Source organism: Prauserella sediminis (assembly GCF_014195435.1).
GTDB lineage: Bacteria > Actinomycetota > Actinomycetes > Mycobacteriales > Pseudonocardiaceae > Prauserella > Prauserella salsuginis.
In genome coordinates this window covers 1-26629 of sequence record NZ_JACIBS010000004.1, presented here as the reverse complement: position 1 = coordinate 26629, position 26629 = coordinate 1, and the positions used below count along the sequence as shown (strand labels likewise).

General features: G+C 70.8%; 27 protein-coding genes, 1 tRNA gene and 1 pseudogene. 24 read left to right on the top strand and 5 right to left on the bottom strand.

Features of this window, described 5'->3' with window-relative positions; all coding sequences use genetic code 11:
* Window positions 1-60: 60 nt before the first annotated feature.
* The 13 genes and pseudogenes from FB384_RS21520 (at window position 61) to FB384_RS21460 (ending at window position 10729) form a co-directional block, all read left to right on the top strand.
* Window positions 61-1167: a PhoH family protein gene (locus FB384_RS21520; RefSeq protein WP_183786632.1), complete on the top strand. Its 1107-nt coding sequence runs from the start codon at window positions 61-63 to the stop codon at window positions 1165-1167.
* A complete protein-coding gene (ybeY, locus tag FB384_RS21515; protein WP_183786631.1) occupies window positions 1164-1715 on the top strand; it encodes an rRNA maturation RNase YbeY in 552 nt (183 codons plus the stop codon). Before FB384_RS21520 ends, ybeY begins: the two co-directional genes overlap by 4 nt.
* Complete coding sequence (locus FB384_RS21510) at window positions 1712-3046, top strand: hemolysin family protein (RefSeq protein WP_183786630.1); 1335 nt, start codon at window positions 1712-1714, stop codon at window positions 3044-3046. The genes ybeY and FB384_RS21510 overlap by 4 nt, the downstream gene beginning before the upstream one ends.
* Window positions 3039-3374 carry a cytidine deaminase gene (locus FB384_RS21505; protein WP_183786629.1) on the top strand — a complete coding sequence of 112 codons (336 nt, stop codon included), beginning with the start codon at window positions 3039-3041 and terminating at the stop codon, window positions 3372-3374. Before FB384_RS21510 ends, FB384_RS21505 begins: the two co-directional genes overlap by 8 nt.
* Window positions 3375-3460: 86 nt before the next feature.
* Entirely contained in the window at window positions 3461-4384 is a 924-nt protein-coding gene (gene era / locus FB384_RS21500) for a GTPase Era (protein WP_183786714.1), read from the top strand.
* A gap of 51 nt (window positions 4385-4435) precedes the next feature.
* Complete coding sequence (locus FB384_RS21495; RefSeq protein WP_407676107.1) at window positions 4436-4981, top strand: RDD family protein; 546 nt, start codon at window positions 4436-4438, stop codon at window positions 4979-4981.
* 108 nt (window positions 4982-5089) lie between these two features.
* Window positions 5090-5983, top strand: coding sequence for an RDD family protein (locus tag FB384_RS21490; protein WP_183786627.1), 894 nt, complete (start codon window positions 5090-5092; stop codon window positions 5981-5983).
* Between the two features lies 1 nt (window position 5984).
* Entirely contained in the window at window positions 5985-6401 is a 417-nt protein-coding gene (locus FB384_RS21485) for a DUF2752 domain-containing protein (RefSeq protein WP_183786626.1), read from the top strand.
* 143 nt (window positions 6402-6544) lie between these two features.
* Window positions 6545-7378, top strand: a pseudogene (recO, locus tag FB384_RS21480) (DNA repair protein RecO); the annotation flags it as partial.
* A 271-nt stretch (window positions 7379-7649) separates the two neighbouring features.
* A complete protein-coding gene (locus FB384_RS21475; protein WP_183786625.1) occupies window positions 7650-8504 on the top strand; it encodes an isoprenyl transferase in 855 nt (284 codons plus the stop codon).
* The gene (locus tag FB384_RS21470) at window positions 8501-8911 is read left to right on the top strand and encodes a YbjN domain-containing protein (protein WP_183786624.1); all 411 of its coding nucleotides are present in this window, start codon (window positions 8501-8503) and stop codon (window positions 8909-8911) included. Before FB384_RS21475 ends, FB384_RS21470 begins: the two co-directional genes overlap by 4 nt.
* Window positions 8912-8948: 37 nt before the next feature.
* Window positions 8949-9968, top strand: coding sequence for a permease (locus FB384_RS21465; RefSeq protein WP_183786623.1), 1020 nt, complete (start codon window positions 8949-8951; stop codon window positions 9966-9968).
* The gene (locus tag FB384_RS21460) at window positions 9965-10729 is read left to right on the top strand and encodes a TIGR03943 family putative permease subunit (protein ID WP_183786622.1); all 765 of its coding nucleotides are present in this window, start codon (window positions 9965-9967) and stop codon (window positions 10727-10729) included. Before FB384_RS21465 ends, FB384_RS21460 begins: the two co-directional genes overlap by 4 nt.
* Window positions 10730-10733: 4 nt before the next feature.
* Here the strand turns inward: FB384_RS21460 and FB384_RS21455 are convergent, their stop codons facing one another.
* The gene (locus tag FB384_RS21455; protein WP_183786621.1) at window positions 10734-11201 is read right to left on the bottom strand and encodes a Fur family transcriptional regulator; all 468 of its coding nucleotides are present in this window, start codon (window positions 11199-11201) and stop codon (window positions 10734-10736) included.
* Entirely contained in the window at window positions 11198-11701 is a 504-nt protein-coding gene (locus FB384_RS21450) for an ArsR/SmtB family transcription factor (RefSeq protein WP_183786620.1), read from the bottom strand. The genes FB384_RS21455 and FB384_RS21450 overlap by 4 nt, the downstream gene beginning before the upstream one ends.
* A gap of 328 nt (window positions 11702-12029) precedes the next feature.
* Between FB384_RS21450 and FB384_RS21445 the strand changes: the two genes are divergently transcribed.
* The 6 genes from FB384_RS21445 to FB384_RS21420 all read left to right on the top strand — a co-directional run bounded on the left by FB384_RS21445 (window position 12030) and on the right by FB384_RS21420 (window position 19327).
* Entirely contained in the window at window positions 12030-13418 is a 1389-nt protein-coding gene (locus FB384_RS21445; RefSeq protein ID WP_183786619.1) for a glycine--tRNA ligase, read from the top strand.
* A 59-nt stretch (window positions 13419-13477) separates the two neighbouring features.
* Entirely contained in the window at window positions 13478-14038 is a 561-nt protein-coding gene (locus FB384_RS21440; protein ID WP_183786713.1) for a YdcF family protein, read from the top strand.
* A gap of 105 nt (window positions 14039-14143) precedes the next feature.
* Window positions 14144-15589: a deoxyguanosinetriphosphate triphosphohydrolase family protein gene (locus tag FB384_RS21435; RefSeq protein ID WP_183786618.1), complete on the top strand. Its 1446-nt coding sequence runs from the start codon at window positions 14144-14146 to the stop codon at window positions 15587-15589.
* Between the two features lie 28 nt (window positions 15590-15617).
* Window positions 15618-16745 carry a serpin family protein gene (locus FB384_RS21430; protein WP_183786617.1) on the top strand — a complete coding sequence of 376 codons (1128 nt, stop codon included), beginning with the start codon at window positions 15618-15620 and terminating at the stop codon, window positions 16743-16745.
* A complete protein-coding gene (locus FB384_RS21425; protein WP_323985394.1) occupies window positions 16742-18520 on the top strand; it encodes a glycosyl transferase in 1779 nt (592 codons plus the stop codon). The genes FB384_RS21430 and FB384_RS21425 overlap by 4 nt, the downstream gene beginning before the upstream one ends.
* Before the next feature lie 210 nt (window positions 18521-18730).
* Window positions 18731-19327, top strand: a complete 597-nt coding sequence (locus FB384_RS21420; RefSeq protein WP_183786616.1) for a carboxymuconolactone decarboxylase family protein — start codon at window positions 18731-18733, stop codon at window positions 19325-19327.
* Here the strand turns inward: FB384_RS21420 and FB384_RS21415 are convergent.
* On the bottom strand, window positions 19299-20231 hold the full coding sequence (locus tag FB384_RS21415) for a sigma-70 family RNA polymerase sigma factor (RefSeq protein ID WP_183786615.1): 933 nt from the start codon (window positions 20229-20231) through the stop codon (window positions 19299-19301). The two genes, FB384_RS21420 and FB384_RS21415, sit on opposite strands and share 29 nt — an antisense overlap.
* Window positions 20232-20283: 52 nt before the next feature.
* On the opposite strand from FB384_RS21415, the gene dnaG reads away from it, so the two are divergent.
* The 3 genes from dnaG (at window position 20284) to FB384_RS21400 (ending at window position 23552) form a co-directional block, all read left to right on the top strand.
* Window positions 20284-22182: a DNA primase gene (gene dnaG, locus FB384_RS21410; RefSeq protein WP_183786614.1), complete on the top strand. Its 1899-nt coding sequence runs from the start codon at window positions 20284-20286 to the stop codon at window positions 22180-22182.
* A complete protein-coding gene (locus FB384_RS21405) occupies window positions 22179-22709 on the top strand; it encodes a hypothetical protein (protein ID WP_183786613.1) in 531 nt (176 codons plus the stop codon). The genes dnaG and FB384_RS21405 overlap by 4 nt, the downstream gene beginning before the upstream one ends.
* Before the next feature lie 78 nt (window positions 22710-22787).
* Window positions 22788-23552, top strand: coding sequence for a trans-aconitate 2-methyltransferase (locus tag FB384_RS21400; protein WP_183786612.1), 765 nt, complete (start codon window positions 22788-22790; stop codon window positions 23550-23552).
* 75 nt (window positions 23553-23627) lie between these two features.
* Here FB384_RS21400 and FB384_RS21395 read toward each other — a convergent pair whose 3' ends face one another.
* Window positions 23628-23828, bottom strand: a complete 201-nt coding sequence (locus FB384_RS21395; RefSeq protein WP_183786611.1) for a hypothetical protein — start codon at window positions 23826-23828, stop codon at window positions 23628-23630.
* A 186-nt stretch (window positions 23829-24014) separates the two neighbouring features.
* On the opposite strand from FB384_RS21395, the gene FB384_RS21390 reads away from it, so the two are divergent.
* Window positions 24015-24087: transfer RNA gene (locus FB384_RS21390), tRNA-Asn, on the top strand.
* Window positions 24088-24442: 355 nt separating this feature from the next.
* On the top strand, window positions 24443-26023 hold the full coding sequence (locus FB384_RS21385) for a cation:proton antiporter domain-containing protein (RefSeq protein WP_183786610.1): 1581 nt from the start codon (window positions 24443-24445) through the stop codon (window positions 26021-26023).
* Window positions 26024-26051: 28 nt separating this feature from the next.
* On the opposite strand, the gene FB384_RS21380 is transcribed toward FB384_RS21385, so the two are convergent.
* Window positions 26052-26629 (bottom strand): alpha/beta fold hydrolase (locus tag FB384_RS21380; protein ID WP_183786609.1); only part of this gene is annotated, 578 nt, incomplete at its 5' end.

Here is a 26629-nt window from a genome sequence, read left to right as displayed (position 1 = left end):
GACAGGCAGACATCCGTTATCGATCGGCACGATGAGTGCAGAAGGCAGGCCAGAGGCCACGTGGCCGGAACCGTTCCGCAGCAGACCCCCGACAGCGGCGGCACCCAGGCGCGCTCGAAGTTCCCGATTCCCGACGCGGCAACGCTGGCGCTGCTCGGGTCGAGCGATGAGAACCTGCGCGTCATCGAGGAGCTGCTCGACGCCGATGTGCACGTACGGGGCAACGAGGTCACGCTGACCGGCGAGCCCGGCGAGATCGCCTTCGCCGAGCGGGCGCTGAGTGAACTCGTCACCCTGGCCTCCAAAGGACAGCCGCTCGGCCCGGACGCGGTGCGCCGCACCGTCGGCATGCTGTCGGCGGGTAATGCGGAGTCGCCTGCCGAGGTCCTGAGCATGGACATCGTGTCCCGGCGCGGGCGCACCATCCGGCCGAAGACGCTGAACCAGAAGCGTTACGTCGAGGCCATCGACCAGCACACGATCGTGTTCGGCATCGGGCCTGCCGGTACCGGCAAGACGTATCTGGCCATGGCGAAGGCCGTCCAGGCACTGCAGGCGAAGCAGGTCAACCGCATCATTCTCACGCGCCCGGCCGTCGAGGCGGGGGAGCGGCTCGGCTATCTGCCGGGAACGCTCAACGAGAAGATCGATCCGTACCTGCGACCGCTGTACGACGCGCTGCACGACATGGTCGATCCCGAGTCGATCCCGCGTCTCACGCAGGCGGGCACCATAGAGATCGCCCCGCTCGCCTACATGCGCGGCCGGTCCCTCAACGATGCCTTCGTCATTCTCGACGAGGCCCAGAACACCACGCCCGAGCAGATGAAGATGTTTCTGACCCGGCTCGGGTTCGGCTCGAAGGTCGTCGTGACCGGCGACATCACCCAGGTCGACCTGCCGGGAGGCCAGCGCAGCGGACTGCGGATCGTGCGCGAGATCCTCGACGGGGTCGACGACCTGCACTTCTCCACCCTGACCAGCACCGACGTCGTGCGGCACAAGCTCGTCGGCGACATCGTGGACGCCTACGAGAAGTGGCAGGCCACGCAGGACGCCGCGGCCGGCGAGGCGTCCGGGGCCGCTGCTGCGGACGGCCGCGGTGCCGGCGGCCGGGGCCGTGACGGGGCTGCGGGCAACGGCAAGCACAACGAGGATCGCGCGTGAGTATCGAGATCGCCAACGAGTCCGGGGTCGGGGTCGACGAGGAGTCGATCGTGTCGGCCGCCCGGTTCGCACTGGACCAGATGGAGGTGAGCCCGCTCGCCGAGCTGTCGGTGCTGCTGGTGAACCTCGACGTGATGGAGGACCTCCACGAACGGTGGATGGACCTGCCGGGCCCGACCGACGTCATGGCGTTCCCCATGGACGAGATGGAGGGCACGCGCAGGCCCGACGCGCCGGACGACACCTCGGCGCTGCTCGGTGACATCGTGCTGTGCCCGGCGTTCGCGCGCGACCAGGCCAAGAAGGCGGGTCATTCGCTGATGGACGAGCTGCACCTGCTGACCGTCCACGGCACGCTGCACCTGCTCGGCTACGACCACGCCGAGCCCGCCGAGGAACGCGAGATGTTCGGCCTGCAGAACCGCATCCTCGCCGACTACCAGGCGGCGCGGCTGGAGGCGTCCCGCCGGGAGGCGCAGCGCAGCGTCGACGACCGTCTGCTCGGCGCGGCCGGGCTCGACGGAGGGACGGATCAGGAGACGCCGTGAGCAGTACCGCGGCCCTGCTGCTGGCCGTCGTGCTGGTGTTGTTGGGCGGGGTGTTCGCCGCGGCGGACTCCGCGGTGAGTGCTGTGTCGCAGGCCCGCGCCGAGGGCATGGTCCGCGCGGGCCGCACCGGTGCCCGTCAGCTCGTGGCCGTCATCGGCGAACGCAGCAGGCACATCAACCTGCTGATGCTGCTCCGGCTCGCGTGCGAATTGACGGCGACGGTCCTGGTCACGGTCGTCAGCATCCGCTGGTTCCAGCAGGACTGGTTCGCCGTCGCCGGTGCGGGCGTGGTGATGGTGGTGGTCAGCTACGTGCTGGTCGGCGTCGGCCCGCGCACGATCGGCAGGCAGCATCCCTATCCCGTCGGACTGGTGGTGGCCGGTCCGGTGCGCGTGCTGGGGAAGGTGCTGGGGCCGCTGAGCAGGCTGCTCATCGCGGTCGGCAATGCGATCACACCGGGCAAGGGCTTCCGCGAGGGCCCGTTCACCACGGAGGCCGAACTCCGCGAGCTCGTCGACCTCGCGGGGGAGCGGGGCGTCGTCGGGACCGACGAGCGGGAGATGATCCACTCGGTGTTCGAACTCGGCGACACCGTGGCCCGCGGGGTGATGGTGCCACGCACCGAGATCGTGTGGATCGAGCAGATCAAGACCGTGCGGCAGGCGCTGGCGCTGTCGATGCGGACCGGGTTCACACGATTGCCGGTGATCGGTGACACGGCCGATGACGTCGTCGGCGTGGTGAACCTGAAGGATCTGGTGCACGCCTCGATGTCCCCAGGCGGCAACGCCCGTTCGGTGGCCGAGGTGATGAGCCCGGCGGCGTTCGTGCCCGATTCGAAGCGCCTCGACAGCCTGCTCAAAGAGATGCAGGTCTCCCGGCACCACCTGGTCATCGCGGTCGACGAGTACGGTGGCACGGCAGGGTTGCTGACCATCGAGGACGTCCTCGAGGAGATCGTCGGTGACATCACCGACGAGTCCGACACCGAGGAACGCCCCGACGTCGAAGAGCTGGACGACGGCGCCGTGCGGGTGTCGGCGCGGTTGGGTGTCGACGACCTGAGCGAACTGTTCGACGTCGATCTGTCCGATCACGACGTCGAAACGGTCGGCGGACTGATGGCGCAGCGGCTGGGAAGGGTGCCGCTGCCCGGTGCCGAGGCGGAGATCGGCGAGTTGCGGCTGCGCGCCGAGGGCGGCAAGGATCGCCGCGGCCGGATGCGGATCACGACGGTCGTCGTGCGTTCCACCGACGAGAACGCGGACCGGCCGCAGCGCACCAACGGAAGCGACGAGAGTGACAGCGATAGGAGCGTCGAACATGCCTGACCTCGACCCGGAGGACGAGAAGCTCGTCATTCTGGCCCGCTCGACGAGGGCGCGGATCCAGGCCGCCGAGGGCGCCGCGGTGCGCGACACCGACGGGCGGACCTACGCGGCGGCAACGATCGACCTGCCGTCGCTGAAGCTCACCGCGCTGCAGGCCGCCGTCGCGGCCGCGGTGTCGAGCGGGGCCGAGGGACTCGAGGCGGCGGCCGTGGTGACGGCGGAACCGCTCGTGGCTGAGACATCGGTGCACGCGGTGCGTGACCTGGCGGCCGACGCGCCGGTGCTGCGCGCCGACGCCGCCGGGGACGTGCAGGAGACCGTCCGGTGACCGCTGGCGGCGGTCGCGGCCGGGACGACACCGGTGGCACGGACGAGCCGGGCGACGACCTCGCCGCGAAGCTGCGCGAGGCCGGCATCCAGGACACCGGATGGCGCGAGACGCCGGCCGAACACCGGTCGGGGTTTGCCTGTTTCGTCGGACGCCCCAACGCGGGCAAGTCGACGCTGACCAACGCGCTGGTCGGCACGAAGATCGCGATCACGTCCAACAAGCCGCAGACCACGCGGCACGCAGTGCGCGGCATCGTGCACCGCGACGACGCGCAGCTGATCATTGTGGACACTCCGGGGCTGCACCGGCCGCGCACGCTGCTGGGAGAGCGCCTCAACGACGTCGTGCGCGCCACGTGGTCCGAAGTGGACGTCGTCGGGTTCTGCGTGCCCGCGGGCGAGAAGATCGGACCGGGCGACAAGTACATCGCGGCGGAACTGGCCAAGATCGCGCGGCGCACACCCGTCATCGGGATCGTCACGAAGACCGACCTCGTCAAGCCGGAGGTCGTGGCCGAGCAGCTGCTCGAGCTGCAGCACGTGATGGAGTTCGCCGACCTCGTTCCGGTGTCCGCCACCGGCGGCTACCAGGTCGACACGGTCGCCGACGTGCTGGTGAGCCAGCTGCCCGAGGGCCCGCAGCTGTATCCGGACGGCGACCTGACCGACGAACCGGAACAGCGGCTCGTCGCCGAACTCATCCGCGAGGCCGCGCTGGAGGACGTGCGCGACGAACTGCCGCATTCGATCGCCGTCACGGTCGAGGAGATGATCCCGCGCGAGGGCCGCGACGACATGGTCGACATCTACGCGCACCTGTTCGTGGAACGGCCGAGTCAGAAGGCCATCGTGCTGGGCCACAAAGGGAGCAGGCTCAAGCAGGTCGGTGCCAACGCCCGCACGCACATCGAGGCGCTGCTCGGGTCGAAGGTCTACCTCGACCTGCACATCAAGGTGGCCAAGGAGTGGCAGCGGGACCCGAAGCAGTTGGGCCGCCTGGGCTTCTAGGGCCTCGACGTGACCGACCGTTATCCGCCTTACCCCTTCGCAAGCGCTGGCGTGCCGCCGTCCGGAGGTGGGCCTGACCGCCCGGAGATCATCACTCCGGGAGCATGGATCCGGTTCCCTGGAACCGGGCCGCTCGTGCTTGCCACGATGGGCAGCAGGTTCGTTGCACGTTTGGTGGACGCGGCCATCCTCGTGATCCCGGCAGGAGCCGGATTCGTCGGATTGCTGTTGGCAGTGGTGGTCCACCAGCCGCGCCTGTGGTGGACGTTGCTGCTCATCGCACCTGCCACCTTGATCGTCTGGTTCGGTTACGAGGGACTGTCGATCGGTCTGTGCGGCGCGACCGTCGGGAAGACGGTCGCGGGGCTGCGGGTCGTCACGGCACGTTCGGCCGCGGCTCAGCGCGGAGGCCCTGGAGTCGGTGCGGGGATGGCCAGGGCGGCGATGCTCCTGCTGCCCGGGCTGGTGCCGTGCCTCGGGGGCTTCATCACAGTGCTCGTGAGTGTGTCGCCGTTCTTCGACGAGTTCGCCCGTCAGGGTTGGCCGGACAAGGCCGCGGGAACATACGTGGTGTCGACCAAACCGGTGCATTACTGACGTTCCTGGTGAAAGCCCGGAAAGGGGCAGATTACGGGGCGTCTCGCCGGGTGCGTCCATGGGGTACTCTCTCGCGCGATCATCGCCGCAAGGGGGAGACAGACCCGAATGACCAATCCTTACAACCAGCAACCCTATGGTCAGCAGCCGTACGGACAACAGCCCGGCCAGGGGCAGCAGCCGTACGGACAGCAGCCTGGTCAGGGGCAGCAGCCGTACGGCCAACAGCCTGGCCAGCCGTACGGACAGGGTGCGCCGGGGCAGTACGGACAGCCCCAATCGGGAGGCTTTCAGCAGCCGAATCCCCAGTCCGGTGGGTTCCAGCAACCCGGCGCGCCGGGCCAGCAGCCGTACGGACAGCCTGCGCCCGGGCAGCAGCCGTTCGGGCAGCAGCAGCCCTACGGGCAGCAGCCGTACGGCCAACCGGGAGGATTCCCCGGTCAGCAGCCCGGCGGTTTTGGGAGCGGCCAGATGGTGGCCGGTCAGGCCCGGATCATCGTGCCCGGCGCGCAGATCCAGTTCCCGAACACCGGCCCGCTGGTGCTCGGCACCATGGGTAGCCGGTTTCTCGCCAGGCTTGTCGACGGTCTGATCGTCGTGCTGCCGTTCGCGATCCTCATGATGGTTGTCCAGTTCGCCGTCATCGCCACGGATCCGGACCTGTACTGGATCCTCTTTTTGCTGGCGCCGCTGCCGTTCATCGGGTTGGTCCTGTACGAGGGCCTCATGCTCGGCTCCCGGGGGGCTACCGTCGGCAAGAGTGTCGCGGGCCTGCGGGTCATGACCGAGCTGAGCAGCATGCAGCAACAACCCGGAATCGGGAGCGGGCCGGCGTTCACCCGCGTCGCAACTCAGATGGCACCGGGCATCATCCCCTGCATCGGGGGGCTGGTGTCGTTGCTCATGAATCTCTCGCCGTTCTTCGACGAGCAGGCTCGGCAGGGCTGGCACGACAAGGCTGCCAAGACCTATGTCGTCTCGACGAAACCGGTCAACTACTGACATGACGTCTCCGCGGGTGGTCCGGCCGTGGCACGCCATGCGTGTCACGCCGGCGCTTGCGGGCGGTGGCCTGCTCGTCGGCATGGCGCTGGGTACCGGCGTCGTGGTGGTGCCGTGCTGGTTCCGCGCACTCACCGGGATCGATTGCCCGTTCTGCGGCGGTAGCCGTGCCATCGGGGACCTGTTGCGCGGCGACCTGCTCGCCGCCGTCGGGCACAACGCCTTCGCCGTCGCCGTGCTGGTGCCGTTGGCGGCAGTTGTGTTGTTCGCGTTGGCTCGCTGGGAAACCGGGCGGGCGCAGCGGTGGTGGCCGGCAGGGCGCGCCGGGCGAGCTGCGTTGATCACGCTCGTGGTCGTGACCGTCGCGTGGTGGGGGTTTCGCGGCCTGCCTGCGGGTGAGTGGTTCCGTTCCACGTGATCGGGAAGGCGTTCGGTGGGTACCGCTGTCCGCTGCGGCTCGCGTCGCCGCGGCCCCACCCGCCGTTGCGTCCGCGGCGATGAGTGTCACGCCTCGGCGCTGCTGGCCACGGGGTTGTCGCCCGGGCGTGGGATCATGGTCCGGTGAGCTTGTATCGGGACACCGGCGTGGTGCTGCGCGTGCACAAGCTCGGTGAGGCCGACCGCATCATCACCCTGCTGACGCGCCGCAACGGCAAGGTGCGCGCCGTCGCCAAGGGCGTGCGGCGGACGACGTCCCGGTTCGGTGCGAGGCTCGAACCGTTCGGGCACGTCGACGTGCAGTTCTACACCGGCCGCACGCTCGACGTCGTCACGCAGGTGCAGACGGTCGACGCGTTCGCACTACCCATCGTGAGCGACTACCAGGCGTACACGGCGGCCGCCGCGATCGTGGAGACCGCCGACCGGCTGACCGCCGAGGAGGAACAGCCCGCGCTGAAGTTGTATCTCCTCGTCGTCGGCGCGCTGCGGGCGCTCGCCGGCGGCCAGCGCGACTCGTCGCTCGTGCTCGACGCGTTTCTGCTGCGCGCCATGGCGTTCGCAGGCTGGGAGCCGGCACTCACCGAATGCGCCCGCTGCGGCGAACGCGGCCCGCACGCCGCGTTCAACGTGCAGGCGGGCGGCCTGCTGTGCCCGCGCTGTCGCGTCCCCGGTTCCGTGCACCCCGCACCGGACGTGCTGGCCGTGATGGCGGCGCTGCTGCACGGCGACTGGCCCGTCGCCGAGGACAGCACCCAGTCCGTGCGCCGCGACGTCAGCGGCCTGGTCGCGGCGCATCTGCAATGGCACCTGGAACGCCGCCTGCGCTCCCTGCCGTTCGTGGAACGCCGTGCCCGCGAGGCGCCGCTGACCGCCGCGTTAGGGTCGGACCCGCATGCCAGCGGTGACACCGACGACGGCACCGACGATCCGGGCACCGGTGCCGCCGACCCGGCAGCGGTCCACCCGGAACAACAGGCCCCAGAACAACAGGCCCCGGAACAACAGGCCCGGGCACCACAGGACCCGGCAGAACACGGCCCGGCACACTCGGACGCCGCACACTCGAACACTGCGGTGACTGCGGCGACGTCCACCGCGTCGACCGGTGGCCGGGAAGCAGGCGGCGAGCCGGCGGCAGCCTCCGACGACGAGGAGTTCGGGACGGTCGCAACGGCGTGGACGGACACGGCACGGGCGACCGCGCCCGGCGAGGTGGAGGTGACAGGTGCGCTGGAAGGCTCGCGACGCGACACGCATCCAGGAGGTGCGGGAACCTGACCCGCACCCGTCGGGTGCCCGTCCGCCCCGGATCCCGTCGGAACTGGTGCCGAACCACGTCGCCCTCGTGATGGACGGCAACGGCCGGTGGGCCAACCAGCGCGGCATGCCGCGCATCGAAGGCCACAAGCGCGGCGAGTCGGTGATGATCGACGTCGCCAGCGGCGCGGTGGAACTCGGCGTCAAGTGGCTGTCGGTGTACGCCTTCTCGACGGAGAACTGGAAGCGCAGTCCCGACGAGGTGCGTTTCCTGATGGGCTTCAACCGCGACACGATTCGCCGCCAGGTCGACTACCTCGGCTCCATCGGCGTGCGCATCCGGTGGGCGGGCCGCAGGCCCAAGCTGTGGCGCAGCGTGATCAAGGAACTCGAGGCCGCCGAGGAGAAGACCAAGCACAACACGCGCATGAACATGACCATGTGCGTCAACTACGGCGGTCGCGCCGAGATCGGCGACGCGGCGCGGCACATCGCGCGGCTGGCGGCCGAGGGCAAGATCAACCCCGACAAGGTCGACGAGCGCACCGTCGCCAAATACCTGTACCAGCCGCAGATGCCGGACGTGGACCTGTTCCTGCGGCCCTCCGGCGAACTGCGCACCTCGAATTTCCTGCTGTGGGAGTCGGCCTACGCCGAGTTCGTCTTCCAGGACACGCTGTTCCCCGACTTCGACCGCACCCAGCTGTGGGACGCGTGCCTCGAATACGCCAAGCGCGACCGCCGGTTCGGCGGCGCCGTCGACCAGAGCGACGGCACCGACGCCGCCGACACCACCGCCGAACCCGGGAAGGACACCGCATGACCTCTGAGGCCGCCGACACCGCCCAGCTGCTCGCCGCAGCCAAGGAAGCGCTCGAGAACTACCTGGACGTGCAGGTCGACGACGACGGCACGCTCACGTTCAAACACTCCGACGTGCCGTGCGTCGTGCAGGCGATGCAGCTGGCCGACGGCCTGCTGGTGCTGAGCCTGACGTGTGTCGTGGCGTGGGACCTGCCGGACGATCCGAAGCTGGCCGCGGTCGTGGCCGAGCGTGCGGGGCAGGGCCTGTTCGGCACGCTCGGCATCGTGCACGGCGACAGCGGCACGGACGTCACGCTGCGGTACGCGTTCCCCGCGCAGGGGCTCGACCCGGGGCCGCTCGGCACGCTGCTGATGCTCGTCGTGTCGACGGCTTCGCAGGTGCGCTCGGAGCTCGTCAGCGCCTGAAGGGCCGCGGAACGTCGCCTGGCATGATGGCGCACTGATGGAAACCGTTGTCGACAGTGCGCGCCGGGCAGGCCGGCCGGGCAGGCGGTGGCGCATCACCTCGATGCAGGTGCTGTGCGCGCTGTTGGTGCTGGCGATCCTCGCGCAGGATCAGCTCCGCGAGGCCGTCGACGTCCCGGTGCTGCAGACGGCGACGACGGTGTTCGTGGCGATCTGCGTGCAGGCGTTGCCGTTCCTCGTGCTCGGGGTGCTGCTCAGCGGGGCGATCGCCGCGTTCGTGCCCGCGCGGGCGCTACGCCGGGTGCTGCCGCGCAGGGACTCGGCCGCCGTCGGCGTCGCCGGAGTGTCGGGCGTCGTGCTGGCCGGGTGCGAATGCGCGTCGGTGCCCGTGGCGCGCCGACTGATCGGACAGGGCGTCGCCCCGGCGGCCGCGCTGGCGTTCCTGCTGGCGGCACCCGCGGTGAACCCCATCGTGCTCGTCTCGACCGCTGTGGCGTTCCCCGGCGAACCCGCCATGGTGGCCGCCCGTTTCGCAGGCTCGCTCGCCACGGCGCTGATCATGGGCTGGTTGTGGCTGCGCTGGGGCAAACTCGACTGGATCGCCGAGCGCGCCCTGCGGCGGCTGCCCGACACGGCAGGGCGCGACCGGTGGCGCGTGTTCGCCGAGACCGCCAGGGCCGACCTCGTCGACGCGGGTGGTTTCCTCGTGCTGGGCGGTCTGGTCGCTGCGGCGTTCGGCGTGGTTATCCCCGCGGACTGGTTCTCCTCCCTCGGTGAGCAGATCGTGCTGGGTGTCCTGGTCATGGCGGTGCTGGCCGTGGTGCTGTCGCTGTGCAGCGAGGCCGATGCGTTCGTCGCCGCGTCACTGTCGGCGCTGCCGCTGCTGCCGCGGCTGGTGTTCCTCGTCGTCGGCCCCGCCATCGACGCGAAGCTGTTCGCCCTGCAGGCCGGCACGTTCGGCCGGGCGTTCGCGCTGCGGTTCGCGCCGGTCACGTTCGTGGTGGCGATCGGCTGTGCCGTCGTGTCGGGATTGGTCTTCCTGGGAGGCGTGCGGTGAGGCGCGAGACCCAGAACGTCCTGCTGCTACTGCTCGGCGGTGCGCTGCTGAAGATCGCCGTGACCGGCGACTACCTGCGCTATGTCAAGCCCACACACCAGCCGTGGCTGGTCGGTGCGGGCATCGTCATGCTCGTGCTGGCGGGCGTGGCGATCGTGCGGGACGTCCGCGACGGAGCGCGCGCTGCGGCGGGAGACACCGACGAAACCGACGACGCCGGTGACGGCCGTGGCTGCGCGCCCGACGCGTGCGCGGGGGAGGGCGGACACGAACACACCGCGCGTTCGGCGTGGCTGATCGTCGTGCCCGTGCTCGCCGTGCTGCTCGTGGCGCCCCCGGCGCTGGGCGCCGACTCGGTGCTGCGGACCAGGCAGAACACCGAACCCGGAAACACGGAGTTCGCACCGCTCCCGCCCCGCGAGGTCGTGTCGCTGCCGGTGGGCGATTTCGTCGCCCGCGCCGGATGGGACGAACGCGATTCCCTCGACGGACGCACGGTGCGGCTCACCGGCTTCGTCGTGCAGACCGCCGACGGTCCGCAGTTGGCGCGCATGACCATGAGCTGTTGCGCGGCGGACGCGTTCGCCGTCCGCACCGGCCTCACCGGTGGGCAGGCGGACCTGCTGCCGTCGGACACGTGGGTCGAGGTCACGGGACAGCTGGTGCCCGCCGACGACACGCGCGCCCGCGACTACGTCCCCGACCTTGCCGTGCGCACGCTGCGGGAGATTCCCCGGCCGGAGGAGCCGTACGAGACGTGACCGGTCAGCTCGCCTGCTGCGCGGCGCAGGTCGAGCAGGTGCCCATGATCTCGATCATGTGGCTGATGTCGGAGAAACCGTTGCCGGAGGCGATCGCCTCGGCCCAGCGTTCCACGGCCGGTCCCTCCACTTCGACCGTATAGCCGCAGCTGCGGCACACCAGGTGGTGGTGATGGTGTTCCGAACAGCGTCGGTACAGCGCCTCGCCGGAGTCGGTGCGCAGCACGTCGATCTCGTCGGCGTCGCTCAGCGACTGGAGTGTCCGGTACACGGTCGTGAGGCCGATGCCCTCGCCGCGGCGGCGCAGTTCGTCGTGCAGCTCCTGCGCCGACCGGAAATCGTCCACCTCGGCCAGCAGCTCGACGACCGCGGCCCGCTGCCGGGTCGCCCTGCGCCCCGGCAGCGGGGCCTTGGACGCCTTGGCTCCCGCCGAGGTGCTGTCGGCCGACGAGCTGCTCGTCGAAGTGCTCATCGCTTCGCCTCCTCCTGCACGTGTGCGACGGCGTCCACCACGATATGTGCCAGGTGATCGTCGACCAGTCGGTAGGCGACCTCGCGTCCGCGTCGCTGACCGTGTACAACGCCGGCCGCCTTGAGGACACGCAGGTGCTGGCTGATCAGCGGCTGGGCCACGTCCAGGGCGTCCACCAGGTCGTGCACGCACCGGTCGCCGTCCCGCAGCTGCAGCACGATGGCGATCCGCACCGGTGCGGCCAGTGCCCGCAGCAGCTCGCCCGCATCGGTCAGCGCGGTCGGTGACGGCGGCGGCGTCAGCGGCACCGGACCGCCCGGGTGATCGTGCCCCGCGACATCGTGCCCTGCGACATCGTGTCCGGTGTCGTCGGGATGCGGGTGACCGTCGCGGTGGCCCGGTACGGCCGGGTCGTGGCCGGCGTCGACGTGACCGTCCGCGCCCGTCTCACCGGGGCCGGGTGGGCCCGCGGGCGCCGCGTCGGAACTCGCCGTCGCCATGTCGCATGCTCCAGCCTGCGTCCGCCGTGTGCCGGCACACGGCTCTCCGGTGGGTGATCTGTGTTGTGCGGTCGCTGTGTTGTGCGGTCGTGGTCGGTTGATGGGTGTGTGCGCGTCCATCCTAGTGCGCCGACGCGGCCGGTCCCGTCGCTCGGCCGCGGAGCGGCGAGCCGGGTGCACGGGTGGGGCCGGCGCCGGTGGCCGGACGCTGCGGATCGGCGGCCCCGCGGGAGCGGCCCGCCCCTCGCAGGAGCGGCCGCGGCCTCGGGCTAGTCTGGTGCTTCACATAATCCGACCCACCACTGCGATAGTTCCCACGGAGCGTGGAGTGCCCGCCAACAACATCGAGACCGTCGTCAACCTCTGCAAGCGTCGTGGCTTCGTCTTCCCCTCGGGGGAGATCTACGGCGGTACCCGGTCGGCGTGGGACTACGGACCGCTCGGCGTCGAGCTGAAGGACAACATCAAACGCCAGTGGTGGAAGACCGTGGTGCAGGGCCGTGAGGACGTCGTCGGCATCGACTCGTCGGTCATCCTGCCGCGTCAGGTGTGGGAGGCCTCCGGCCACGTCGGCGCGTTCCACGACCCGCTGGTCGAATGCCTGGAGTGCCACCGCCGGTTCCGTTCCGACCAGCTGGCCGAGGACTACGCCGAGCGCACGGGCACGCCGATCAACGAGGACGACCTCTCCGACGTGCCGTGCCCCAACTGCGGCAACCGCGGCCGGTACACCGAGCCGCGCGAGTTCAACATGATGCTCAAGACGTTCCTCGGTCCCGTCGAGTCCGAGGAGGGGCTGCACTACCTGCGCCCCGAGACCGCGCAGGGCATCTTCGTGAACTTCCTCAACGTGCAGACGACGGCCCGAAAGAAGCCGCCGTTCGGCATCGGCCAGATCGGCAAGTCGTTCCGCAACGAGATCACGCCCGGCAACTTCATCTTCCGCACGCGCGAGTTCGAGCAGATGGAGATGGAGTTCTTCGTCGAACCGGGCGAGGACGAGTCGTGGCACGAGTACTGGATCGAGCAGCGCAAGGCCTGGTACGTCGACCTCGGCATCCGGGAGGAGAACCTGCGGCTGTACGAGCACCCGCAGGAGAAGCTGTCCCACTACTCGAAGCGGACCGTCGACGTCGAGTACCGATTCCAGTTCTCCGCGGGCCAGGAGTGGGGTGAACTCGAGGGCATCGCCAACCGCACCGACTTCGACCTCACGACCCACTCGAACCACTCGGGTGTCGACCTGTCCTACTTCGACCAGGCTGGCGGTGAGCGGTACCGGCCGTTCGTGATCGAGCCCGCGGCGGGTGTCGGCCGTCCGATGATGGCGTTCCTGCTCGACGCCTACACCGAGGACGAGGTGCCGAACGCCAAGGGCGGCGTCGACAAGCGCACGGTGCTGAAGATCGACCCGCGGCTGGCGCCGTACAAGGTCGCGGTGCTGCCGCTGTCGCGCAACTCCGACCTGACGCCGAAAGCTCGGGACATCGCGGCGATGCTGCGCAAGCACTGGAACGTCGACTTCGACGACGCGCAGTCCATCGGAAAGCGGTACCGGCGCCAGGAGGAGATCGGCACGCCGTTCTGCATCACGGTCGACTTCGACACGCTCGACGACCACGCGGTGACGGTGCGTGAGCGCGACACGATGAGCCAGGAACGCATCGCCATCGACAAGCTCGAGTCGTATCTGGCGGCTCGCCTCATCGGCTGCTGAGAGGCGTTGCCGTGGGGGTGACGCGGTGGATCCGCCGCGCCGTCGCCGGTGTCCTGATCATGGCGCTCGTGCTGGTCGGCGGTACGGCACTACGGGTGTGGTACGTGGCGCGTGCCGACGAACGCCCGCAGGTCGACGCGATCGTGGTGCTCGGCGCCGCGCAGTACAACGGCACGCCATCGCAGGTGTTCGCCTATCGTCTCGGCCAGGCGAAGGAGCTGTACGACCAGGGCGTCGCGCCGCGCATCGTCACGACGGGCGGACGCGCTCCCGGGGACACCTACAGCGAGGCCGAATCGGGTGCCCGGTGGCTCACCGACAACGGCGTTCCGGAGAAGGACGTGCTGACGGTGCCGGAGGGTGCCGACACGTTGCGGTCGTTGCAGGCTGCGGCGCGGGAGCTGCAGGACCGCGGCTGGGCCACGACAGTGATCGTCAGCGATCCGTGGCACTCGCTGCGGGCCCGCACGATGGCCGAGGACGCCGGTCTCGAGGCGTGGACGTCGCCGACGCACTCGGGGCCGATCGTGCGGACACGGGAGACGCAGGCCTGGTACATCGGGCGGGAGACCGTCGCGTTGCTGTACTACCACCTATTCGGCACCGACAGCATTCGGTAGTGACGACCGGCGGGGCCCGACTGCCGAGGTCGCGGACCGGCGCGCCCGCGGCCGCCGCGGCGCGCTTGCCGTGACAGGACGGGCCGGGTTCGTAGACTGACGCGGGTGTCGTACACCGAGCAGGACCGCGCACGGTTGCATCCCGAACCGGCCAAGGGCGGTGCACTGAGCGGAGCGCGGGAGGACACCCGGTCGCCGTTCGCCAGGGACCGCGCCCGCGTGCTGCATTCGGCGGCGCTGCGCAGGCTGGCCGGCAAGACCCAGGTCGTCGGCCCGGGGGAGGGGGCCGAGGTGAGCGGTGTGCCGCGAACCCGGCTCACCCATTCCCTTGAAGTCGCTCAGATCGGCAGGGGGATCGCCGAGGACCTCGGTGCCGATCCGGACATCGTCGACACGGCGGGGCTGGCCCACGACATCGGACATCCGCCGTTCGGCCACAACGGCGAGCACGCCCTCAACGAGGCGGCGGAGCCGTGCGGCGGTTTCGAAGGCAACGCCCAGACCCTGCGCATCCTCACCCGGCTCGAACCGAAGATCCTGGGCGGCGACCCGGATGTCGCCCCCGGACTCGCGGACACGGTCACCGGTGGGCTCAACCTCACGCGCGCCAGCCTCGACGCCGCGACCAAGTATCCGTGGCCGCGGCGGCCCGGCACGGCGAAGTTCGGGGTGTACGCCGACGATCTGGCCGTGTTCCGCTGGCTCCGCGGTGGTGGTGGCGGCGACGGTGGTGGCGACGACGACGGCGTCCGCACGCACGGCAACACGGGCAGCGACCCCACGAACCGCGACCCCACGAACGGCGACCCCACGAACCGCGACCCCACGGGCAGCGACGGCGGGACCGGCGACGAGGCAGGGCCACACGGTGGCCGGCGGTGTCTCGAGGCACAGATCATGGACTGGGCCGACGACGTCGCCTACTCGGTGCACGACGTCGAGGACGCGGTCCGGGCGGGCCGGATCTCGTTCGGGATGCTCGCCGACCCCGTCGAACGGGCCGCCGTCGCGGCGCTCGCGGCGAAACACTTCACGGCCGAACCGGTGTCGGCGGTGGAGGACGCCGCGGCGGAACTGCTCACGTTGCCGGTCGTGGCCGAGCTCGCCGCGCGCGGCTACGACTCGACCCTGGGCGCGCAGGTCACGCTGAAACGGCTCACCAGCGAGCTCGTCGGACGGTTCGCCTCCGCGGCCGTGACCGCCACCCGCGAGGAGTACGGGCACCGCCCGCTGGGGCGTTACGAGGCCGACCTGCGGGTGCCCGCCCGCGTGGCGGCCGAGGTCGCGCTGCTGAAGGCGATGGCGCTGCGGTACGTCATGAGTGACCGGCGCAGGCTTGCGCTGCAGGAGGGGCAGCGGCAGCTGCTCGCCGAGCTGATCGACGTGCTGCTCGCGCGGTCCCCCGAGGCACTCGAGCCGGTGTTCCGGCAGATGTGGTCCGGCGCCGAGAGCGACGCCGAACGGCTGCGTGTGGTGATCGACCAGGTGGCGACGCTCACCGATGCGCAGGCGCACGCCTGGCATTCCTGGCACACGGGCCGCCACGCATAACCGCGCCGGATGACGATACGGTCACGGAATGGAGGTCACGACGGACCCGGCGGAAGCCGCGCACCGGACGTTCGCGCTCGCCGTGCATCGTGCGACCGCGGGGGACCCCGGAACCGACGACGCCTGCGTGTCGCCGTACTCGGCGGCGGGCGCGTTGGGGCTCGTGGCCGACGGTGCACGGGGTGAGACCGCCGACGAGATCACCGCGCTGGTCGCCGGACAGACGTCCGCGCTCGCGGACCAGACCCGGCTGCTGGACGCCGCTGCGGTGCTCGAGGCCAGGACCGGCCAGGAGGAACCGGTGCTCGCCGTGTCGAACACGCTGTGGGCGTGGGACGGCCTGGCCGTCGAGGACGGCTACGCGGAGGCGCTCGAACAGCGGGCTTCGGGCCGGGTCGCGGCCGCGCCGTTCGTCGACGACCCCGAGGCCGCCCGGGCCGCGATCAACGCCGACGTGGCCGCCACGACGCGGGACCTGATTCCCGAGCTGCTGCCACCGGGCTCGGTCGGCCCGGACACGGTCGCCACGCTGGTCAACGCGCTGTACCTGCGCTGCGCCTGGCGGCATCCGTTCCCCACCGACGCCACGGCCGACGCCGATTTCCACGGGCCCGACGGGCCGCTGACCGTGCCGATGATGCGGCAGACGGCGCGGATGCGTTACGCCGAGTTCGGGGGCTGGCAGGCCGTCGCCGTGCCCGCGGTCGGCGGTGTCGAGGCGGTGGTCCTCCTACCGGACCGCAGGCTCGCCGACGCCGAGGTCGCCCTGGACGAGACCGCGCTGGCCGACCTGCTCGCGGCGCTGGCACCGGAACAGGTGCGGTTGACGATGCCGCGGGTGTCGCTCGACGTGCCGGTTCCGCTCGGTGACGCGTTGCGGGGCCTCGGGGTGCGGCGCATGTTCACCCCGCAGGCCGATCTCGGCGGCCTGTCCGGCGATCCGCGGCTGCATGTCTCCGATGTACTGCACCGGGCGGTGCTGCGACTGGACGAGCACGGCCTCGAAGGTGCCGCGGCGACGGCGGCCACGATGCGACTCGTGTCCATGCCGACCGGTGAACCCGTGGTCGTCGACGTCAACCGGCCCTTCCTGTTGCTGGTACGCCACGCCGGTACCGGCGCCGTCTACTTCGTCGCGCGGGTGGTCACGCCGTGACATGCGCGTCGCCCGCCGCACCCTCCCGGGTGCGGCTCGACACGCGCGCCCGCGGCCGCATCGCCGACCTGCTCGTCGTGCTGGCCTGCGTGGCGGCGGCGCTGCTGGTCTACCGCGGGTTGTGGCAGAACCTCGACTCCGGCTACCTGGCGGGCAGCGGGCAGGACCAGAACATGTGGGAGTGGTTCTTCGCCGTCGCCGCGAAGAACGTGCTGACGCTGTCGAATCCGCTGCACACCGATCTGCAGAACCATCCGCTCGGCGTCAACCTCATGGCCAACACGGCGATGCTCGGCGTCGGCATCCCGCTGACGCCGGTGACCGTCCTGTTCGGACCGACCGTGACGTGGGCGCTCACCCTCACCGGCGGGCTCGCCGGGACGGCCGTCGCCTGGTACTGGCTGCTGTCCCGGCACGTCGTCGCCAGCCGAGGTGCCGCAGCGATCGGCGCGGCGCTCGCCGGGTTCGCTCCGCCCATCATCTCCCACGCCAACGCCCACCCCAACTTCGTCGTGCTGCTGCTGGTACCGCTGCTGGTGCACCGGTTGTTGTTGCTGGCGCGCGGTGAGCGGCCGGTCGCGGGCGGCGTGATCCTCGGACTGCTGGCGGCGTACCAGGTGCTGCTGGGCGAGGAGCCGCTGCTGATCGCGGCGCTGGCGCTGACGGTGTTCGCGCTGGTGTACGCGCTGTCGAGGCCCGCGGAGATCGGGCCGATGGTGCGCCCGCTCGGTACGGGCATCGGTATCGGCGCGATCGTCGCGGGCGCGATCGTGGCGGTGCCACTGTGGTGGCAGTTCGCCGGTCCGCAGAGTTACACGGGGATCGAGCACGGCTTCCAGGGCAACGATCTCGGTGCATTCACCGCGTACGCGACGGCATCGCTGGCGGGCACCGAGTCGTCGGCCGTGGACCTGTCGCTCAACCGCACCGAGGAGAACGCGTTCTTCGGCTGGCCGCTCGTGCTGGTGCTGCTCGGCGTGACGGTCGCGCTGTGGCGGGTCGCCGCCGCCCGCGCGGTCGCCGTCTCGATGCTGGCGATGGCGTGGTTGTCCACGGGGGTGCTGCTCGTCGTGAACGGCACGGGGACGTCGATTCCCGGGCCGTGGCTGTTGCTGGTCGACGCGCCGCTCGTGTCGTCGGTGCTCGAATCCCGGTTCGCGATGGCGTGCGCGCCGTTGGGCGGCATCCTGCTCGCGCTGGCCACCGAGCGCGTGCTGCGCCTGCCGTGGCTCCGGGAGTGGGCGTACGTCGCGCGGGTGGGCTGGTTCGGCGCGCTGCTGGTCGCGCTCGTGCCGATCATGCCCACCGAACTTCCCGTGGCAGAACGCGAGCCGGTGCCCGAGTTCCTCGCGTCCGGCCAGTGGGCCGACCATGTGAGGGACGGCCGATCGGTCGCCGTCGTGCCGCTGCCCGACACCGGCTACGCCGATCCGCTGCACTGGCAGGTCAGCCAGGGGCTCGGCTTCCCCCTCGCGGAGGGCTACTTCGTCGGCCCCGCCGAGGACGGTTCCGGCATCTACGGGGCGCAGCGCACGCTGCTGTCGTCGATCCTCGACGAGGTCGACGAGAGCGGTATCGCCGCCGACGTGGGAGAGGCCGAACGCACGCAGGCCGAGGCGGATCTTCGGCAGTGGCGGACCGACCTGGTCGTACTGGACGCGGATCACCCCCACGCGGAAGCGCTCCGCAGCACGACCGAAGGGCTGATCGGCAAGCCCGGACAGTTCCGTGGGGACATGTGGATCTGGGACGTCCGGTCGCTCACGTCCCCCTGAACGCGGCGGGCCCGGCTGTCGACCGTGTGCGGCAGGCGGGCGGAGCTCGAGGCACGGCCCTGCCCGAGGTACCGGCCTTCGACGTGGCGGCCGTAGGCGTGCCTGGCGCGCCGATCGGGGCTTCGACGCGGCATCCCCGTGCTGTCACATCGGCAGGCGCCGTCTCGTCCCCAGGGTGAGAATCGATCGCACACCCGAGGAGGAATCGCCATGCCCCGCATTCCCGTCGTCACCGCCGACCAGGCAGGCCCGGTGACGCGTGTGCTGTACCGCGTCGTCGCACGCAAGTACGGCGCCGTGCCGGAGCCGTTCGCCGTGACCGCCCACCACCCGAAACTGATGCGCGCCTACGGCGTGTTCGAGATGCTCGCCGAACGCGCCTCGACCGTGCTGCCGACCAGCGTGCGCGAGTTGGCCGTCTATCGGGTCGCGGTGCGGCTGGGCTGCTCGTGGTGCATCGACTTCGGGACGATGCTGCAGCAGCACGACGGACTCGACATCGACCGGTTGAAGGACATCGACCACTACGCCACCTCGCCGTTGTACACGCGGCCGGAACGGCTGGCGCTGGCCTACGCCGACGCCATGACCGACACACCGATCGCGGTGACCGACGAGCAGGTCGCCGAACTGGAACGCGAGTTCGGCCCGGCGGGTGTGGTCGAACTGTCGCTGCAGATCGGACTGGAGAACATGCGCGGACGGTCGAACGCCGCGCTCGGCATCGTCGACCAGGGGTTCACCTCCGGCGACGCCTGCCGGGTGGAACTCGGCGAGGTCAGGCGGGAGGGGACGGCAGGCGCGTGAGCTTGTCGGGGTTTACCTGGTCGTAGATCGCCACGATCCGGCCGCCGGCGACGGCGACCGTCTGCACGTGGGCGTCGAGGTCGTGGTAACCCTCGCCGCCCGGCACCGGCGGCAGGTACACGCCGAGGTCACCGTTGACCATCACCGGCCGGGCCGCCGCGAAAGCGCCCGGCCGGTAGACGGTGAGCAGGCCCACGAAGAACCGTGCGATCCTGTCGGCCCCCGACATGACGCGCCGCGCGGTGCGGGCCTTGCCGTCGGAATCGCCGATGAGCACCACGTCGGGGTGCAGCACGCGGGCGACCGCCTGGACGTCACCGGTTGCCATGGCGGTGAGCAGCTGCTCGACGACCCGCCGGTGGTCGTCGCCGGCGCGCGGCGGCGGATCCGCATCGCGCACCGTGCGCCTGCCACGGGAGGCGTACTGCCGCGCCGCGTCGGAGCTGCAGCCGAGGGTCTCGGCGATCTCGGCGAACGGCACCCCGAACGCGTCGTGGAGCACGAACGCCAGGCGCTGCTCGGGTGGCAGGGTGTCGAGCACGACCATGGCCGCCATGCGGGCGCCGTCGTCGGCCACCACGGCCTCGAGGGGGTCGGGCCTGCCGTCGGTGGCGGTCACGACCGGTTCGGGCAGCCACGGGCCGACATACCGTTCGCGGCGGGTGGCCGCCGACCGGAGCCGGTCCAGGCACAGCCGGGCGACGACGGTCGTCAGCCAGGCCGTCAGGTCGTGGATCGCCGCGCGCCGGTCGTCGTCGAGCGAGGTCAGTCGCAGCCACGCGTCCTGCACGGCGTCCTCGGCGTCGGCCAGAGAGCCGGTCAGCCGGTATCCGACGCCGACGAGATGGGCGCGTACGGCGGTGAAACGGGCGGCCTCGTCGGACGCCGCCGGAGTGTCGGGCATGGGCAGAGTATGCCCGGTCGGAGGCGATCGGGTCCTGGCCTAAAGTGGGGGCGTGGCGGGACGGATCCGGGACAGCGACATCGCGCAGGTACGCGAGCGCAATCGGATCGACGACGTCGTCGGCGAGTATGTGGGGTTGCGCCGAGCCGGTGGCGGGGCGCTGAAGGGCCTGTGCCCGTTCCACGAGGAGAAGACGCCGTCGATGAACGTGCGCCCGACGCACGGGACCTTCCACTGCTTCGGCTGTGGCGAGGGCGGCGACGTCATCAAATTCATCATGCAGATCGAGCACCTGCCGTTCGTGGAGGCGGTCGAACGGCTGGCCGACCGCATCGGGCTGCAGCTGACCTACGAGGGCGGCGGCCGTGACGTCCGCAGGGAGAACCGTGGCACGCGGCTGCGGCTGGTCGAGGTGCACAAGGCGGCACAGGCGTTCTACGCCGAGCAGCTCACCACGCCCGAGGCGGAGACGGCGCGGACGTTCCTGAAGGAACGCGGGTTCGATCAGGCGGCGGCGGCCCGGTTCGGCTGCGGGTTCGCCCCCGGCGGGTGGGACAAGCTCACCAAGCATCTGCTGAACCAGGGTTTCGAACTGGGGGAGCTGTACAAGGCGCAAATCTCCAAGGAGGGCCGTAACGGGCCGATCGACCGGTTCCACCGCCGCCTGGTGTGGCCGATCAAGGACCGCGGCGGTGACGTCGTCGGGTTCGGCGCGCGCCGGTTGTTCGACGACGACCCGATCCAGGCCAAGTACCTGAACACGAGCGAGAGCCCGATCTACAAGAAGTCACAGGTGCTGTTCGGGCTCGACCTGGCCAAACGGGAGATCGCCAAACGGCATCAGGTGGTCGTCGTCGAGGGCTACACCGACGTGATGGCGATGCACGAGGCGGGTGTGCCCACCGCGGTCGCCTCGTCGGGTACCGCGTTCGGCGAGGAGCACATGCGGGTGCTGCGCCAGCTGATGATGGACGACGACGCGTTCCGCGGCGAGGTCATCTTCACGTTCGACGGCGACGAGGCCGGTAAGAAGGCGGCGCTGAAGGCGTTCGAGGGCGACCAGACGTTCGCGGGGCAGACCTACATCGCGATCGCCCCCGAGGGCATGGACCCGTGCGAGTTGCGCCTGAACAAGGGCGACTCGGCGGTGCGAGACCTGGTGTCGCGCCGGACCCCGCTGTTCGAGTTCGCGATCCGCAGCCTGCTGGCCGAGTACGACCTCGACTCCGTGGACGGCCAGGTTGCCGCGCTGCAGCGCACCGTCCCGCTCGTCGCCCAGATCAGGGACCGCGCCAAGCGGGACGGCTACGCGACGAAGCTCGCGTGGTGGACCGGCTGGCAGGACGAGGCGATGGTCGTGCGGCGGGTGCGCGAGAGCGCGGGTGCGCCGGTGAAGGCGAGCGGGCGGAAACAGCCCTCGCGCGGTGCCGGCGCCGAGAACGGCGAGGCGCCCGCGTTCGCCCGGCCCGATCCGCGTGATCCCGAGCGCACGGCGCAGCGCGAGGTGCTGAAGGCGGCGCTGCAGGAACCCGCGCTGGCGGGCCCGCAGTACGACACGTTGCCCGAGGATGCCTTCACCCATCCCGCGTACGTCGCGGTGCACCGGGCCGTGCTCGCCGCCGGCGGCACCGGTTCCGGACTGTCCGGCCCCGCGCTGCTCGAGGCCGCGGCGCAGCACGCCGAGAACGCGGGGGTGGCGTCGCTGCTCTCGGAGCTGGCCGTCGAGCCGCCGCAGTCGGTGGGGGACGCCGATGCGCGCTACGTGCAGTCGATGTTCTCGGCCGTGCAGGAGAATCTCGTTGGCCGTCAGATCGGTGAACTGAAGTCGAAGCTCCAGCGACTGTCCCCTGTGGACTCACCGGACGAGTACCGGGACCTGTTCGGTGACCTCGTCGCGCTCGAGGAGTACCGGAAGGCCCTCAAAGGCCAGGCCGCGGGCGGGTTCGAATGACGGTGTCGCGGTGGTGGCGCAGGCTGTCGGGGCCGTCGGTGCCGGAGGAGATCCGGGCCGTGCTGGAGCGCGGCGAGGACGTCGTCGCCGCTGCGGAGGCCGACCGTGGTCACGTGGTGGTGACGCGGCTCGGGTTGTGGTTGCCCGGACAGGACGGTCCGCGGCGGGTGGACTGGCACCTGGTGAGCAAGGCCGGGTGGGACGCCGGGACGCTCACGGTGGTCGAAGCCGAGGAGGCCGAGGAGGTGGGCGGCGCGGTTCTGCTTCGTGATCGGCCACCGGTGCGGGTCGGGCTTCCGCGTGCGGGACGGCTGCCGGAGCTCGTGCGACGGCGCGTGGAAGGGTCCATTCGGGCGCGGCACCGCACCGACCTCGCCGACGGCGGGGGAGCGTGGTTCGTGCTGCGCAAGGTGCCCGGCGCCGACGGTGTGATGCTGCAGGCCCGGCCCGATCCCGGCACCGACGTCGACGCGGTGCGGGCCATGGCCAGGGAGGCCGCCGAACGCCTCTCCGGTGGACAGTCCTGAGGCCGGTGCCGACCGGGTCCCGGTGGCCGCGGATGGTGGGTTGTGACGCCGCCCGCCGCAGCAGTACGGTTGTACGGTATGTGGGATCCTGCTGCGTATCTGACCTACGGTGACCTGCGTGGCAGGCCCTTCCACGAGCTCGTCGCGCGGGTGCCGGCCGAGCGGCCACGACGGGTCGTCGACGCCGGCTGCGGGCCCGGCAACCTGACGGCGAGCCTGGCGCGGCGGTGGCCTTCGGCGCAGCTCGAGGCGTTCGACAGCTCACCGGAGATGGTCGAGGCGGCCCGTGCCGCGGGGATCGCGGCCGAGGTCGCCGATGTCGGCACCTGGACACCGAAACCCGACACCGACGTGCTGGTGAGTAACGCGGTGCTGCATTGGGTCAGCGGGCACGGCGACCTGTTGCGGCGCTGGGCGCGGCAGCTGCCGTCCGGGGCGTGGCTGGCGATGCAGGTGCCGGGCAACTTCAACGCGCCCTCCCATGTGCTCACCCGCAGGCTCGCCGCGAGCGAGCGGTGGCGGAGCAGATTGGCGAGCGTGTCACTGCGCGGTGCCGATGCGGTCGACGACCCCGAGGACTACGCCGACCTGTTGGCCGATGCCGGGTGCACGGTCGACGCCTGGGAAACGACCTACGTGCAGCCGCTGCACGGCGACGACGCGGTACTGGAGTGGATCACCGGCACCGCGCTGCGGCCGATCAGGGCGGCGCTCGCCGACGCCGACTGGGACGAGTTCCGCGGCGAGCTCGCCGAGCTGCTCGCCGAGGCCTACCCACAGCGGGCCGACGGGACGACGTGGCTGCCGTTCCGGCGCGTGTTCGTCGTCGCACGGACGCCGTGACCGACCCGGAGCGACCCGGCGTGGCCCGCGGCGATCTCGGCGCCGGACTGCCGCAGCGCCCGGCGCCGAGCCGGGTCAGTGCTGGGCCGACCGCCCGAACGGAACGCGTTCGCCCATCTTCTCGCCGAGCTTGGCACGCGCGACCCCCGCGGCACCCTGCACGGCGGGGTGATCGGCGACCTTGCGGTACGTCCGCACGATCTGCTCGTACCGGGTGCGCCCGGCGCGAGCGCCCAGGACATAGCCGACGGCCGCACCCAGCAGGAACTTGTTCATGGCGGTGAGCCTCCTCGTGCTGTTTCCTTGAAGCGCTCATTCTCCACCGGCCCCGTCCACGCCGAGGCACCTGGCCACCGGAAACGGTGGCGGCGCACCGGAGGGGGACCCCGTGTGAAGGCGCCAGCGGCCATGGTCTAAAGTTACTACCCGTCGACAGCGAGAGCGCCGACGACAACAGAACATTCCCCCATAGCTCAATTGGCAGAGCATTCGGCTGTTAACCGGAGGGTTGTTGGTTCGAATCCAACTGGGGGAGCAAACGCCCAGGTCGTAGACCTGGGCTTGTTTTTTGTCCGAGGTCGAGCCGGAGGGGCCCACGCGTCCCTCCGGTGCTGCGGGGACACGCCTCGATCACAGCCGATCGCCGTACCGGACGGTGCCGGGCCGTGCGCCGCGTCGTGGTGGGGGCCGTGCCGGCTCGGCGGGCCGTGGCAGGGGAGTCGGCGTGCGTCGCGGTGCGGCGTCCAAGGGGATCCACAGTGGACCGCGGGTGCGACCGCGGTGGCTGCGCCGTGACGACGTCGGTACACCCGGTGAATGCGCGACCGGAACCGGGACGATCCGGGCGCGCTGGGTACGCTGCTGCGGCGATTCGGCGGAAAGAGGGGCCCATGGAAACAGCAGCGATCTATCTCGTCGCCGCGTTCGCGGCCGGCGGCCTGGCATTGCTCGTGAAACTCCCACCGCTGGTGGGGTTCCTCGTCGCCGGTTTCGGTCTGCAGGCCGCGGGGGTCGACCACATGCCCGGCCTGCAGACACTCGCCGACCTCGGCGTGACCCTGCTGCTGTTCGGCATCGGCCTCAAACTCGACGTGCGGTCGCTGCTCAAGGCCAGGGTGTGGCTGACGTCGCTGGCGCACATGGCCTTCAGCGTCCTGCTGGGCGTCGCCATGCTGTTGGCCATCGCCCCGTTCGGCTTCGCACTGCTGGGCGAGGCCGACCTGACGGAGATGGCGATCGTCGCGCTCGCGCTGTCGTTCTCGTCGACGGTGTTCGTCGTCAAGGTGCTCGACGAACGCCGGGACAACCAGACGCTGTACGGCCGCATCGCCATCGGCGTGCTGATCATGCAGGACATCGTCGCCGTGATCGTGCTGACCGTGTCCAAGGGAACGCTGCCCTCGCCGTGGGCGCTGGCGCTCGTGCTGCTCGTGCCGGGAGTCTGGCTGGCCGGCAAGGCCTGGGACCGCATCGACTCGGTCGAACTCGGTGCCCTGTTCGGCCTGACGATGGCGCTCGTGCCCGGATACGTGCTGTTCGACCTGGTCGGGCTCAAAGGCGACCTGGGCGCACTGATCATCGGCGCGCTGCTGGCCGGTCACCGCCGCGCGGGGGACCTGGCACGGCTGCTGCTGACCGGCAAGGAAGTGCTGCTGATCGCCTTCTTCGTCAGCATCGGCCTGACGGGCACGCCCACGTGGGAGGCCGTCGGCATCGCCGCGCTGCTGGCCGTGCTGATCCCCGTGAAGTCGCTGGCGTTCTTCACGCTGCTGTGGCTGATGCGCCTGCGCTACCGCACCGCCACGCTCGCGTCCCTCGCGCTCGGCAACTACTCCGAGTTCGCCCTCATCGTCGCCACGGTCGTCGCCGCCACCGGAGGCATCTCCGAGGACTGGGTCGTCGTGCTGGCACTCGCCGTGGCGCTGAGTTTCCTCCTCTCGGCCGTGCTCAACCGGCTCGCCCCCGGAATCGAGGCGTGGGTGACGCGGCGGCTGCCCGAACGCGACGCCGAATCCCTCGCCCCGGACGACCGGCCGATCGACCTCGGCGACGCCGACACCCTGGTGCTCGGCATGGGCAGGGTGGGCCAGGCCGCCGTCCAACAGCTCCACGAGGTGCACGGCCGCAGGGCCGTCGGCGTCGAGCACGACAGCGGCCGTGCCGGGCAGCTGCGGGAACGCGGCTTCGACGTCGTCGAAGCCGACGCGACCGATCTGGACTTCTGGGCCCGAGTCAGGCGCTCGGGCCGGGTCGAGCTGATTCTGCTGGCCATGCCGTTCCACGGGGAGAACCTGCTCGTGCTCGACCTGCTCCGCAAGAAGGGTTTCACCGGAAGGGTGGCCGCGATCGCGCAACGCGGCGAGGAACTCGACGACCTGCGTTCCCGCGGCATCGACGCGGCCTTCAACCTCTACGGCAGCGCCGGCATCAACCTCGCCGACCATGCCGTCGAACAGACCTCGGCCGACTGACGGTCCGCCGCGCGCCTGCGGTGAGGCCTCACACGTCGGCGGTGAGGAAGTCGAGCACGAGCGGCCCGGCGATGTCGCGGCGCTCTTCGAAGTACGCGTGCCGTGCCCCCGGTATCAGGCGCAGCGTGGCGCCGGGGATGCGCTCGGCGAGCAGCGGGGCATTGGCCGCCGGGTTGAACACGTCGTCGGTGCCGTGGACGACGAGGGTCGGTGCGGTGATGTCGGGCAGCACGTCCCACGCGTCGTGCCGGTGACTGGCGATACGGTGCCGCCGCAGCACGTGCGGGGGCGTGTCGCGTTCGCCGATCGTGCGGTACGGCCCGGGATGGGCCGCCAGCCAGGCCGGGGTGTACATCAGATCGAGCAGTGCCTGCCGGACGGCTGCGGCGTCGTGTTGTGCGAGCCGCCGTGTCACGTCCGGGTCGCGGTCGACCGCGTGCGACCCACCGGGCGAGGTGCAGCCCAGCACGAGCCTGTCGACCCGCTCGGGGTGGTCGGCGGCCAGCCATTGCGCGACCCGCCCGCCCATCGACGTGCCGTAGACGTGTGCGCGTCCTGCTCCGGCGGCGTCCAGTACGGCGACCGCGTCCTCGGCGACCCGCGGTG

What these genes read in the sequence shown, in the direction of transcription:
- FB384_RS21505 (WP_183786629.1), top strand. Translation starts at nt 3,039, where the DNA reads ATGCCTGACCTCGACCCGGAGGACGAGAAGCTCGTCATTCTGGCCCGC.
- FB384_RS21490 (WP_183786627.1), top strand. Translation starts at nt 5,090, where the DNA reads ATGACCAATCCTTACAACCAGCAACCCTATGGTCAGCAGCCGTACGGA.
- FB384_RS21485 (WP_183786626.1), top strand. Translation starts at nt 5,985, where the DNA reads ATGACGTCTCCGCGGGTGGTCCGGCCGTGGCACGCCATGCGTGTCACG.
- FB384_RS21470 (WP_183786624.1), top strand. Translation starts at nt 8,501, where the DNA reads ATGACCTCTGAGGCCGCCGACACCGCCCAGCTGCTCGCCGCAGCCAAG.
- FB384_RS21465 (WP_183786623.1), top strand. Translation starts at nt 8,949, where the DNA reads ATGGAAACCGTTGTCGACAGTGCGCGCCGGGCAGGCCGGCCGGGCAGG.
- FB384_RS21455 (WP_183786621.1), bottom strand. Translation starts at nt 11,201, where the DNA reads ATGAGCACTTCGACGAGCAGCTCGTCGGCCGACAGCACCTCGGCGGGA.
- FB384_RS21450 (WP_183786620.1), bottom strand. Translation starts at nt 11,701, where the DNA reads ATGGCGACGGCGAGTTCCGACGCGGCGCCCGCGGGCCCACCCGGCCCC.
- FB384_RS21440 (WP_183786713.1), top strand. Translation starts at nt 13,478, where the DNA reads ATGGCGCTCGTGCTGGTCGGCGGTACGGCACTACGGGTGTGGTACGTG.
- FB384_RS21430 (WP_183786617.1), top strand. Translation starts at nt 15,618, where the DNA reads ATGGAGGTCACGACGGACCCGGCGGAAGCCGCGCACCGGACGTTCGCG.
- FB384_RS21420 (WP_183786616.1), top strand. Translation starts at nt 18,731, where the DNA reads ATGCCCCGCATTCCCGTCGTCACCGCCGACCAGGCAGGCCCGGTGACG.
- FB384_RS21415 (WP_183786615.1), bottom strand. Translation starts at nt 20,231, where the DNA reads ATGCCCGACACTCCGGCGGCGTCCGACGAGGCCGCCCGTTTCACCGCC.
- FB384_RS21405 (WP_183786613.1), top strand. Translation starts at nt 22,179, where the DNA reads ATGACGGTGTCGCGGTGGTGGCGCAGGCTGTCGGGGCCGTCGGTGCCG.
- FB384_RS21400 (WP_183786612.1), top strand. Translation starts at nt 22,788, where the DNA reads ATGTGGGATCCTGCTGCGTATCTGACCTACGGTGACCTGCGTGGCAGG.
- FB384_RS21395 (WP_183786611.1), bottom strand. Translation starts at nt 23,828, where the DNA reads ATGAACAAGTTCCTGCTGGGTGCGGCCGTCGGCTATGTCCTGGGCGCT.
- FB384_RS21385 (WP_183786610.1), top strand. Translation starts at nt 24,443, where the DNA reads ATGGAAACAGCAGCGATCTATCTCGTCGCCGCGTTCGCGGCCGGCGGC.